The sequence below is a fragment of the Salipaludibacillus neizhouensis genome (assembly GCF_002886185.1).
GTDB classification, from domain to species: domain Bacteria; phylum Bacillota; class Bacilli; order Bacillales; family Salisediminibacteriaceae; genus Salipaludibacillus; species Salipaludibacillus neizhouensis.
This window is the reverse complement of record NZ_KZ614146.1, coordinates 3,423,359-3,434,621: the sequence shown is the minus strand read 5'-3', so window position 1 is coordinate 3,434,621 and position 11,263 is coordinate 3,423,359. Positions and strand designations below refer to the sequence as shown.

Annotated in this window: 9 protein-coding genes and 1 riboswitch; of the genes, 7 read left to right on the top strand and 2 right to left on the bottom strand. The window is 36.4% G+C overall.

Features of this window, described 5'->3' with window-relative positions:
- Positions 1 to 138 precede the first annotated feature (138 nt).
- Positions 139 to 226: riboswitch (cyclic di-GMP riboswitch) on the top strand.
- A 166-nt stretch (positions 227 to 392) separates the two neighbouring features.
- Complete coding sequence (locus CEF18_RS16100; RefSeq protein WP_110937404.1) at positions 393 to 1,088, top strand: response regulator transcription factor; 696 nt, start codon at positions 393 to 395, stop codon at positions 1,086 to 1,088.
- A gap of 41 nt (positions 1,089 to 1,129) precedes the next feature.
- Here the strand turns inward: CEF18_RS16100 and CEF18_RS16095 are convergent, their stop codons facing one another.
- Positions 1,130 to 2,101, bottom strand: coding sequence for an NAD(P)/FAD-dependent oxidoreductase (locus tag CEF18_RS16095; protein WP_110937403.1), 972 nt, complete (start codon positions 2,099 to 2,101; stop codon positions 1,130 to 1,132).
- Between the two features lie 240 nt (positions 2,102 to 2,341).
- On the opposite strand from CEF18_RS16095, the gene CEF18_RS16090 reads away from it, so the two are divergent.
- Both CEF18_RS16090 and panF read left to right on the top strand, forming a co-directional pair.
- On the top strand, positions 2,342 to 2,644 hold the full coding sequence (locus tag CEF18_RS16090) for a YhdT family protein (protein WP_110937402.1): 303 nt from the start codon (positions 2,342 to 2,344) through the stop codon (positions 2,642 to 2,644).
- Entirely contained in the window at positions 2,641 to 4,098 is a 1,458-nt protein-coding gene (panF, locus tag CEF18_RS16085) for a sodium/pantothenate symporter (protein ID WP_110937401.1), read from the top strand. The genes CEF18_RS16090 and panF overlap by 4 nt, the downstream gene beginning before the upstream one ends.
- A gap of 45 nt (positions 4,099 to 4,143) precedes the next feature.
- Here the strand turns inward: panF and CEF18_RS16080 are convergent, their stop codons facing one another.
- A complete protein-coding gene (locus tag CEF18_RS16080; protein WP_110937400.1) occupies positions 4,144 to 5,370 on the bottom strand; it encodes a CynX/NimT family MFS transporter in 1,227 nt (408 codons plus the stop codon).
- Positions 5,371 to 5,826: 456 nt separating this feature from the next.
- Here CEF18_RS16080 and CEF18_RS16075 point away from each other — a divergent pair, with 456 nt between their 5' ends.
- The 4 genes from CEF18_RS16075 (at position 5,827) to CEF18_RS16060 (ending at position 11,208) form a co-directional block, all read left to right on the top strand.
- Positions 5,827 to 6,246: a hypothetical protein gene (locus CEF18_RS16075; protein WP_183041065.1), complete on the top strand. Its 420-nt coding sequence runs from the start codon at positions 5,827 to 5,829 to the stop codon at positions 6,244 to 6,246.
- The gene (locus CEF18_RS16070; protein ID WP_110937398.1) at positions 6,239 to 6,478 is read left to right on the top strand and encodes a type II toxin-antitoxin system HicA family toxin; all 240 of its coding nucleotides are present in this window, start codon (positions 6,239 to 6,241) and stop codon (positions 6,476 to 6,478) included. The genes CEF18_RS16075 and CEF18_RS16070 overlap by 8 nt, the downstream gene beginning before the upstream one ends.
- A 466-nt stretch (positions 6,479 to 6,944) precedes the next feature.
- Positions 6,945 to 9,308 carry a glycosyl hydrolase family 95 catalytic domain-containing protein gene (locus CEF18_RS16065; RefSeq protein ID WP_110937397.1) on the top strand — a complete coding sequence of 788 codons (2,364 nt, stop codon included), beginning with the start codon at positions 6,945 to 6,947 and terminating at the stop codon, positions 9,306 to 9,308.
- Positions 9,309 to 9,432: 124 nt separating this feature from the next.
- Positions 9,433 to 11,208 carry a sensor histidine kinase gene (locus tag CEF18_RS16060; RefSeq protein WP_110937396.1) on the top strand — a complete coding sequence of 592 codons (1,776 nt, stop codon included), beginning with the start codon at positions 9,433 to 9,435 and terminating at the stop codon, positions 11,206 to 11,208.
- The last annotated feature ends 55 nt before the right edge of the window (positions 11,209 to 11,263 follow it).

Here is an 11,263-nt window from a genome sequence, read left to right as displayed (position 1 = left end):
CCTTTCAATTAGTTGGAAATTAACTTTTGAGAGGCTTTGTTCATCTATTTAAGACGATGTTTCTCTCATATAACGTTTACATTTTATCGAAAAAAGACTATAATTTTACTTAATACCTATTACCTATAATTCGATAAACTTCGATAATGGCAAACTTATTGAAAAATAAGGACGCAAAGCTTCGGGTCTAAGGCTTTATAAAAGCTATGACAGCCGGGTTACCGAAAAGAGTTGGACTCTCTTGAAAATGAGTAGCCTTATTTTCATACCCCACCATTCTTTTTGGTGGGGTTTTTGTGTTCCATAAATAAGTACTTAAATACTATATAATTTAGTTGCTCTGAGTAATGAATGACGTTAACTAGTATTTTACTTAAGGAGGGAATTTCAGCATGAATCTTACTAAAAAAAGAGAAGTACAATCACTTAAATCTAGAATCATCTACTATGATCAAAGCTCCGAAATTTTGTCTGGAAGTTTAAGAGGGAAAATTTCTGAAGAAATTATTGCCCTTACATTAAAACAACAGAAGGACACTAAAGAAGATTGGATTTTCTTTTCGTTTGATAATGACGATAAATATTCACTGAATTTACTATTAGAAAAAATACATGAACTTAAAAGGAAAGAAGACTGTCATATTTTACTTATAAGTAAAAATCCTCTTCATAAACAGTTACTTACTACTTTATCATTTCCAGTAAGCGGGTTAGTTTCATTACCTTATTTAAAGGATAATTATTCAAAAGTGTTGCAAACTTTATTAAATACAGGAATTTTTTTAGAGGCGGACTTTCATAAAGATATCGTGAATGAGATAGATCATATTAAATACAAAAGTATGCCCATTAAACAGCTTGTTCTTATTAAAGATAAGGTTGACCTGCAATTATCAAAGAATGAGCAAATTGTTCTACAATTGATCCTTGATGGCAAAAATAATAAAAATATCGCTGAAAAACTTTATTTTGCTGAGTCAACGATTAGTACCATTGTATGTCGACTTATTAAAAAAACTTGTGCAAGAGACCGCACAGATGCACTGGTAAAAGCGATTAAGTGCGGGTGGGTTGAAGGACAACGGTAACGAAGTTATAAAGAGTTCGCTTCCATAACTTATTTATTAATTCAATAACGTGAATCCCGAAAAGTGGCCTCTCCGACTCGAATGCCCGATAGAATAGCACTCTCGATTCTCGTTCGGCCACTAGTATCATTTTTTGTTAAAAAACTGTCGCCTGCAATGAAGATCGGGTAATTTTCCAGTTTTAAGAAAGGTTCTCTGTAAACGTGTGTTGCTTCCGCGTAGCGCCAACGTTTTAATTGATAGGCTGATAGATTATTAGATTCAATAAGGTCTGGCGAGAGAATAGCTACTATTTCGTTAAGCACCTCGTCATCTTTTAGGGCAAAGTGATCTCTACTCCAATCACCGTTCATATAGACAGATAAGATTGGCGAGTGGGATATTCCTTTTTGATCGTTTGCTACGATTTTATCGACACCAGCAGGTACGTGATCAGAAATTATACCATTCTCACCTATAGAAACAGGTTTCTTTAGTGTGAGTAATCCGACGAAGCAAGGTTTAAATTTTGAAGCAGCAAGGGAATTCTTATCTTGATTTGTTAAGTGAATTGGCGATTTTTCTAGCAATTCTAATGCTTGAGGAACAGGTGCTGTTAATACAACAGCATCACTGGTGTATTTTTTTCCTGTGTTAGTCGATAGAATTAGTTCCGTGTCTTTAGCTTCTATATGATCGACACGTTCCTGAAGAGTGACAGGCAGATTTTGAGCGATTTTTTTAATGAACGAGTTCATCCCTTCCATACCTGAATATCTTGGGTAATCGTCTCCAAACCATCGTTTGATCCACTTCTTCTCAAACCATTCTTCCGTTAGCTTTTCGAGTTCTACCGAACGGACAGTGAAAAATTGGGCACCGTGATCTGCTCGTCCTTCTCCTATACGTCTTGTAGCCATACGACCGCCAATACTTCTGCTTTTTTCTATAATTGTTACTGTTTCTCCTTTTTCAATAAGAGTTTTAGCTGCAAAAACACCAGCAAGTCCCCCGCCAATGACAGTAATATTCATAAAAAATCCCCTCTCATTATCTTTCTCACTCTTCCAAAACAACAGTTTCTAAAAAACTTCCACCCTGAACTGTCCTATTATCGATTTATTATACTAGATTGAAAAAAAGGTGACAACGAAACGCGTTCGGTATCTGCAAGGTAAGAGAAGTTGCTCATTGAAAGAAAATTCTTTAGTATGTAAATGAATAAGAACGATTATTTCAATTGTAGAATGTTGAAAATCAGGGAGGCAGTGATGATGAATAATATACCGGAGCGGAGAACAGAACGCCGTTTTAAAATTGCTCACCGCGAGGCGTGGATCGGGGTTATACTTGCACTGGTAAATATTCTATGGTGGTATGGTTTTGCTTACACAATGGGATCGAAAGTCCCCGAGGAATATACATACGTATTTGGATTTCCGGCTTGGTTTTTTTGGAGCTGTATTGTCGGTTTTATTGTGATGGTTATCCTTGTTTTTATCGTTGTCAAATTTGTACTTGTTGACATGTCATTGGAAGATGAAGATGACATGGGGAATGGAGGGCATTCATCATGAATTGGGATGTGTTATTGCCTTTAATTCTATTTTTAGTAGTTATTTTTCTTATAGGGGTTTGGTCCAACCGGAGAATGGCTAAATCCACTTCTTTTTTAAGTGATTATTTTCTTGGAGGCCGGGAACTTGGCGGGCTCGTTCTAGCGATGACAATGGTCGCTACGTATGGAAGTGCTTCAAGCTTTCTTGGGGGACCAGGAGCTGCGTATACGATTGGTTTAGGATGGGTCTTACTTGCAATGACACAAGTTGCGACGGGTTATTTTGTCCTGCTAATATTAGGGAAGAAGTTCGCAATTGTTGCTCGCAGGTATAAAGCAATTACATTGATTGACTTTTTAAGAGAACGATATAAAAGCACGATTGTTGTATTGGTTTCTGCGCTTAGTATCATTGTTTTTTTATTCGCTGCAATGGCAGCGCAATGGATTGGTGGGGCCTACTTAATTCAGTCCTTAACAGGATTAACGTATGAAACAGCTTTATTCGTGTTTGCCATTGCTGTGTTAATCTACGTAATTATTGGCGGATTCCGTGCAGTAGCATTTACAGATACTCTTCAAGGATTCGTCATGTTTGGTGGAACACTCATCCTCTTAATCGGTGTGGTTATCGCCGGTGGCGGGTTGGATCAGATTTTTAATGATTTAATGGTTGAAAATCCGAATCTCATCACGCCTTATGGTAATGAAGGTCAACTCACCAGTCTTTACGTGTCTTCTTTCTGGATTTTAGTTGGGGTAGGGGTTGTTGGTTTACCTCAAGTCGCCGTTCGTGCGATGTCCTATCGGGATTCGAAGTCGATGCACCGTGCGTTAATGATTGGCACGGTTGTTGTTGGTTTTATCATGTTAAATATGCATTTAATTGGTGTGTTTGCGCGTCCAGTTCTACCCGGTATTGAGGTGGCGGATCAGGTTATCCCGTTAATCGCACTGGAGGTTTTACCGGGTTGGCTTGCTGGTTTGGTTTTGGCTGCTCCGCTTGCAGCAATGATGTCAACAGTGGACTCCCTGCTTTTACTAGTAAGTTCTTCGATTGTTAAGGATGTGTATATTAATTATATGAAGCCAAAAGCAACGTATAGCCATGTGAAGAAAGTAAGTATGGGTGTGACTGCATTTCTAGGTATTATCGTGTTTCTTTTAGCGATTAACCCTCCGGAATTATTGATTTACTTAAATCTATTTGCATTTGGGGGATTAGAAGCGGCGTTTATATGGCCAATCGTACTTGGTCTTTATTGGAAGTACAGTAATAAATACGGGGCTATCGCTTCAATGATTACAGGACTCGTTTCTTACATTATCATCTTTCGATTTAATAGTGAGTATGGTGACCTGTTTGGCGTTCATGCCGTGGTGGTCCCTGTTATATTATCCCTTTTAGCGTTTATTATTGCTAGCTTGCTGATCAAACGGGAAGTCTATTATTTTCCGACAAAAACAATCTAATGAAACGAGGGTGACTTTTACGTTACCCTCTAATTTCTAGAAAAATTAAGCTTTCATCTTTGCTTGTTTTTGTTCAGATTGCAATATATATAAATCTCGGCCTGCTCCAAGACCAGCAATGAGTAATCCGATACATAGAATTCCAAACATCACAAAAGCTGGAGTCCATGTTTGAAAAGAATCAAATAAATATCCCATAAAAAATGGACCTATTGCTGCTAATGAATATCCGCCGGACTGTGCCATACCGGATAAATTAGCTGCACCTTCTGCGTTTTCGGCTCGTAAAGCGAATAAAGTTAGAGCAAGACTAATTCCCGCCCCTTGTGCCACACCTAATGCAATAATAAAGGCTACGACTAAGATCATATTCCCACTTAAAAAAATTCCGGTAAAACCGACAAGGTACAGAATAGCAATGCTCGCCACAATCGGACGTTGATTAGAAATGCGACTTGCAAGAACAGGTATTAACAGAGTTGCAGGAAGGCCTGCAAATTGCATGACTGTTAAGAGCCAGCCTCCAGTAGCAATATCAATCCCTCGACTGTATAAGATTTCAGGAAGCCACGAGATCAGACAATAAAAAATACAGGATTGAAATCCCATAAAAAGTGTCACTTGCCAGGCAAGTGAAGAACGCCAAATAGAACTTTTTACACTAACAGAGCTTTTTATTTTTGTGTGTTTGTTTTTTAATTGGGGGAGCCAAATAAGTATCCCAATCAAGGGTAAAAGTGCCCATACACCAAGAGATTTCTCCCAGCCGAGGCTATAGTTTTCAGCCAAAGGAACAGCTAAACCAGAGGCAAGAGCAGCCATAATGGACATAGAAGTAATGTAAATGCCAGTCATCATTCCTAGTTTTTCGGGGAATTTGTCTTTAATAATACCAGATATTATCACATTACAGATAGCTATTCCTAGCCCTAAAATAGCAGTTCCGATGAATAAGGCAGTTATTAAACCTGTGGAACGAAGGAGGATGCCAGTGAAGATAGTGAGAAAAGCAAAGAAAATTGTTCGCTCATTTCCGAATTTACGGCCCATTTTAGGAGCAACTAGAGAAAATACCCCAAATGCTAATAGGGGAAGGGTAGTTAGAGAACCTGCTAGAGTGTTTGATATTCCTAATTCCACTCGTATCATACTGATTAATGGTCCTACAGATGTGATTGCAGGTCGCAGGTTAAATGCAATGAAGATAATTCCTAAAATCAATATAATATTATGGACGGATATCTGTTTTGTTGAAAGTTGCTTTTGACACATTTTAAGAATCCTCCTTTCACATACCTCGAACTCCGTTGCTTTAATGTTCTATACTACCACCTTTTATGTAATTTAACATGAAAGAAGGATTATGCCTAATGGGTAAACTGTAAGAGTGTAATAAGGCAAGAAAGATTACGAACGGAAGTGAAAGAAGGTGAAAATCCTTTCTTCCCATAATTTCAGGTCTAATGAAAAGGCGTTGGTTACATCTGGTAATCAATGGTGGGGGAGCAAGCTAGGAAAGAAGCTATATATGGGGTGTAAGTATAATGAAAGAAGTGCGCTGCCTATACTGGTAGGGTACTTTTTTTATAGGCTGTTTTCGTATATATTGTTGCTTTCAGCTTATCAAAGATAAAGGTAAAAAGAGAGAAGAAAAAGTTTTTACAAAATGTACATATTGTACGTTTTGTACGGATATAATATAATAGGAGGTGAAAGGAGAGGATGATAATGCAAGGTATCATTTCGGCGTCAAAGGCTAGAGCCGATTTCAGTCGATTTATTGATAGTGTTGTACACGAAAAACCACATGGAATACAACGTCATCGTGATGTGATGTTTAATTTTTCATTAGAACATTTATTATCACTAATTGATGATAAGGTAGTTACAGTGGATTATCACAAGGATAATGATGGGACTATATACGGAAGCGTTAAAGAACTTGATATTACTGGCTATGGGGATACTGTTGATGATTTTATTGATGATATCGCTATACAAATGAAAGAGTACGCAGAGGACTATTATAACAATTTCACAAGATATTTCCATTCCACTAATCGCAAATCCCACTTTCCATATATTATGAATATTCTTATTCAGGATGATGTTGAAGCAGTAAAGGTTAACGTTATTAAACGTGGCTAGTTGGAAGGATTTCAGAAAGTTTTTACTTAATGATGGATGGATTTTTGTGAGACATGGGAGTAGGGATGATATATACGAAAAAGAACTTCCTAATGGTGAGATCCTTAGAACTAGGGTTTCAAAAAGTTCTGGTGAAATAGGGAAGGGGTTATTCTCTCAAATTTTAAAGAAAGATTTGGGTGGAATAACAAAAGAAGAATTCAATAAAACTTTAAAAAAGAAAAAGAAGTAATCACAAAAAGTGGTTGCTTTTTTTTTATGTACTATGTGATAACAATATATCTTATGTCGACAATAAGTTTTAATAAACAAAAAAATTTATTGTCGACATTAATGTTCGAATTGAAAGATTTTTTAATAGGAAGGGAATGAGATCAAAAGTATTTCAAGACTCAATATACGTTACCAGATAAAGGTAATCTAGCTTAGAAATTATGAGCAACTTGAGGTTGACACTTTGATGACTCAGAAAAAGAAACGGAAGCTGAAATCGCATGAGGGAAAGAAGACGTTTTAAAAGGTCGAATAGGCACGTGCTTCATTTTGTTAGTCGCAAGATTTTTATTAACTGATTTTCATATAATAAAACCAATAATTATAAGGGTAATATCTTTTTTTTTGATGTGTTATTATGAAAGTGCTTTCATGGATTAGGAGTTTTAATTAGAAATAAAGTATAGCAGAGAGGGGTTAAGTGTATGCAAGAGGGAATAGTGAAAACACCAGCGAGAGGGCTTAAAAGTAAGGAAGCGGCAGTGTGTTGGGAGGAAGCCTTAGTTACAGGGAATGGAAAGATGGGAGCCTTGGTATTTGGTGATCCTTTAGAGGAAACGATTATTTTAAATCACGAAAAGCTATATGAGCCTTTTAATGATCATATTGTTCAAAATAACGATTTATCCCCTTACTTAAAGAAGATTAGAGCAATGATGAAAAAAGGTAAGTTTCAAGATGCAGCAGATTTATTTTCTAATAAATCCGGACATCCCCTTCTCTTTACAGATGCATACCATCCTGCATATGCATTGAAATTAGATCTTGCCAAGGAAGGATACGTGACAGATTACATGCGAACGGTTGATTTTGAAACAGGCGAGGTGGCTGTACAGTGGGAAGATAACCGAGGGGAAATGGTAAGGAAACAATTTATTTCACGTACTCATGATGTGATGGTCCTTCAATTGAAATCAAATCAAAATGCTTTGTTAAATGGAGAACTGTATGTCGATGATCTTGTTCTTGAAGGAAGTGCTAAAGATAAAAAGGTATCCACAGACGATGTATTTATTTCTTTTACTTGTAACTACTTAAAAACTAAAAAAGGATATGGCGGTACTTCACTCATTCTCACAAAAGGAGGAGGCAGTGTGATAACCGAAAATGAAAAAATTCTTATTAGAGATACAAGAGAAGTGATAATCTTAACTAAAGTTACTCCAATCGATGATTATGAGAGGGATGTTAGAGATACATTGGCTTCGTTAAAAGAAGAACTCCTTTCCATAGCCAATAAAGATTATCAAACATTAAAATCGGCACATGTTAAAGAACATGGAGAGATGTTTCGAAGAATGACTTTCTCAATATGTGAAGATACAGAAATGGATATAACTACCGAAGAGTTACTTGCCGAACCGAAAGAAGAATTGAATCAACGATTATTGCAAAAAATGTTCGATATGGGACGGTATGTATTTATTAGTGCATCGGGTGACAATCCACCAAATTTAGTTGGATTGTGGACAGGAGACTGGAGACCACCGTGGAGTGGTGATTTCACTACTGATGCTAACGTCAATCTTGCTGTTTCAGGCGGAGGAATAGGAAATATGCGAGAAGCTTTAGAAGGGTATTTTAAACTTATTGAAAAGATTTCACCAGACTGGAAAGTTAATGCGAAAACGCTATATGGTTGTCGAGGTTTTTTAGCGGGGGCACGAACAGACGGAAATCATAATATTCATACTCATTTTAATAAAGATTGGCCACTAGGTTTTTGGACTGCCGCTGCTCAATGGTTAGTCATGCCCTTTTTTGAATGGTATCAAATAAGTGGGGATCGGGAGTTTTTTATTCATAGAACGTTACCGCTTATGAAAGAAATCGCTTTATTTTATGAAGACTTTTTAACAGAATATGATGAAAATGGGAAAGTGATGTTTGTTCCGTCATATTCTCCTGAAAATACACCGATTATAGAAAATGAATTGCTAGCAAAGGGGTGGCAAGAAAGCCAAGCGGCCATTAATGCAACGATGGATATCGCTGCAACGAAAGAACTTTTAACAAATTTAATAAGCACATGTACTGAATTGGATATTGAGAAAGATAATGTACAGAAGTGGAGAGAGCAGTTAGAGCAGTTACCGGATTATATGATAAATGAAGACGGAGCACTAAAAGAATGGAGTCACAAAGACTTACATGATAAATATGATCATCGTCATATATCACACCTGTACCCAGTCTGGCCAGGTCATGAAATAACACCATCTGAAAATCCAAGGTTGTTTAAAGCAGCTGAAATTGCGCTACAAAAAAGAAAACGAGGTAATGACTCTGCACATGGTGTGATGCATTGTGGGATCGTTGCTGCCAGACAAAAAAATTCACGTATCGTATTAGAAAATATGAAATTTCTCCTTGAAGAAGGAGATTACATCCATTCCAGTCTTGTAACCTCACATAATCCCGGAAGAGAAGTATACAATGTCGACGCTAACTGCAGTCTTCCTACTCTAGTGATGGAAATGCTTGTATATACGTATCCGGGGGTTGTGGAATTATTGCCGGCACTACCTGAGGAGATAGCCAGGGGCTCTATTACTGGTATTTTGGGAAGAGGACAAGTAAAGGTGGAAAATTTAGAGTGGGATTTGTTAAACAAGAAAGTTAGTATTTCCTTATTATCAGGAAAGGATCAGGAAATAGAATTATGTCTGAGGCAAGGGATTTCTAAAGTGATAGACTCAGAAAATACAATAGTACGGAGAGTAAATAATTATACTATTCTACTTAACTTAAAATCGAAGAAATTAACAAAACTTCAAATTACTATATGATTTTAAGAATAATATAGACTGTATCTTATATGTTTTTTTCATGTACAATAAAGTATATGAATTTATTTTAAATGTAAGCGTTTCCTTTTATTGCCTACTAATGAAGAGCTATGGAGAAATGCTGATGAAAAATTATGTTATTACTAAAATAAACAACATGAAGATACGAAGTAAGCTTATTTTATCCTTTATTATTGTCGTATTTGTACCTGTTTTAATAACAGGTCTATTTTTAACCTATGAATTAAGAAATATGGCAGTAGATAAAGCCGTGGATGCAGCAAATTCAGATGTAGCAAGAGTTAAGACACTTGTGTCAGAGGCTCTTGCCCCCCCGATTTATGTTTCAAATTATATCCTATTAGATCAAAGATTAAAGGAAATGACGAATAGACAGTACGAATCAATATATGAGGTTGTCGTTGCATATGAAAATTATCCAACCTTGCAACTTTATAAACAAAATTACACGGAGATAGCAGATGTTCGTTTTTACTACAATAACGAAACAATGCTAAACAATTGGAGTTTTGTCCCTATAACGGAGGATACAAAATTAACTGATTGGTATCAGACTGCTGTTTCTGGAAAAGGATTATTGAACTGGAGCCTTATCGAAAACGAAATGAAGGATAACCAAAAAGGTTTAAGTTTAACGAGAGTCATTCATTCTATTGAGCATGGAACTTTTGGAGTTTTGGTTATCGATGTGAATACAAACTATTTAAATTGGATTCTATCTCAAGAAACACTGCCAACTATGATTGTAGATTCAAATAATAATATTGTCGCCGCAAATAGGACTGACTTAATAAACTCTAACTTAGAGGAAGACACATTTTCAACGAAACTTATTAACGAGGAATTGGGAACGTTCCGTGATGTAATCTTTGATGAGCCATCTTATGTCATTGTTGAAAACATCAGTGTTGAAAACAGTCTTAATGATCTTAGAATCGTATCTACTATTACTGACGCGGAGATTGTTCAAGATGCAAACAGATTAAGCAGGTTAGGTATCATAATTATTTCCTTTAGCTTTTTTGTGGCACTTATTTTAATTTACAGCTTTTCTCACCTTATATCTAAACGACTTTCGATATTAAGCAATCATATTGATAAGGTCGCCAAAGGGAATCTATCGACCAGTTTAATAGTAGATGGAGAGGATGAGATAGGAAAATTATCAGAACAATTTAATACGATGACAGTTAGTATTAAAGAGCTGCTAGAAGAAGTGGAAGAGAAAAATAATGAGAAAAGAATGTTGGAGAAGCGTCAGGATGAAATTAAATTTAAAATGTTAGCAAGTCAAATCAACCCTCATTTCCTTTTTAACACATTAGAGACCATTCGAATGAGGGCTCATATCAATGGTGAAAAGGAAATAGCACATGCTGTCAAGAAATTGGGGAAATTACTACGTACAAGCTTAGAAGTAGGTGGGGGTATGATTCCTTTAAAGCAAGAGATTGAGATGGTAACGGCATATCTTGAAATCCAAAATTTTCGTTTTAGTGAACGAATAGAATTTGAGTTGCGTATTGATCAGGAGTCCAAAAATTGTAGAATACCTCCATTAAGTATTCAACCGCTTGTGGAAAATGCGGTTATACATGGTTTAGAAAATAAAGCGGAAGGGGGGAGGATTATCGTTGAAACAAGTGTAATAGATAACCTTATCCTTGTACGTGTGATTGATAATGGCGTAGGAATTAAAAATGAAAAGGTAAAGGAGATCTCCCATTCATTAAAGGAAGAAAGAGATAGAGCAGAGAACCGTATTGGATTAAGAAATGTTCACGAACGTCTTATGTTGACCTACGGAAAAGGCCTTGTCATTGAAAGTGAATATTTAAAAGGGACCTGTATTTCTTTTTATATACCTGTTCAAAAGTAGCAGAGGAAGTTTGGAAATGAAAAGAACTTTGGCTTCTAATCTAAGGGGAGGCGAA

Coding starts and splice junctions, on each gene's coding strand:
- CEF18_RS16065 (WP_110937397.1), top strand. CDS start 6,945: ATGCAAGAGGGAATAGTGAAAACACCAGCGAGAGGGCTTAAAAGTAAG.
- CEF18_RS16060 (WP_110937396.1), top strand. CDS start 9,433: ATGAAAAATTATGTTATTACTAAAATAAACAACATGAAGATACGAAGT.
- CEF18_RS16090 (WP_110937402.1), top strand. CDS start 2,342: ATGAATAATATACCGGAGCGGAGAACAGAACGCCGTTTTAAAATTGCT.
- CEF18_RS16095 (WP_110937403.1), bottom strand. CDS start 2,101: ATGAATATTACTGTCATTGGCGGGGGACTTGCTGGTGTTTTTGCAGCT.
- CEF18_RS16100 (WP_110937404.1), top strand. CDS start 393: ATGAATCTTACTAAAAAAAGAGAAGTACAATCACTTAAATCTAGAATC.
- CEF18_RS16075 (WP_183041065.1), top strand. CDS start 5,827: ATGCAAGGTATCATTTCGGCGTCAAAGGCTAGAGCCGATTTCAGTCGA.
- CEF18_RS16080 (WP_110937400.1), bottom strand. CDS start 5,370: ATGTGTCAAAAGCAACTTTCAACAAAACAGATATCCGTCCATAATATT.
- panF (WP_110937401.1), top strand. CDS start 2,641: ATGAATTGGGATGTGTTATTGCCTTTAATTCTATTTTTAGTAGTTATT.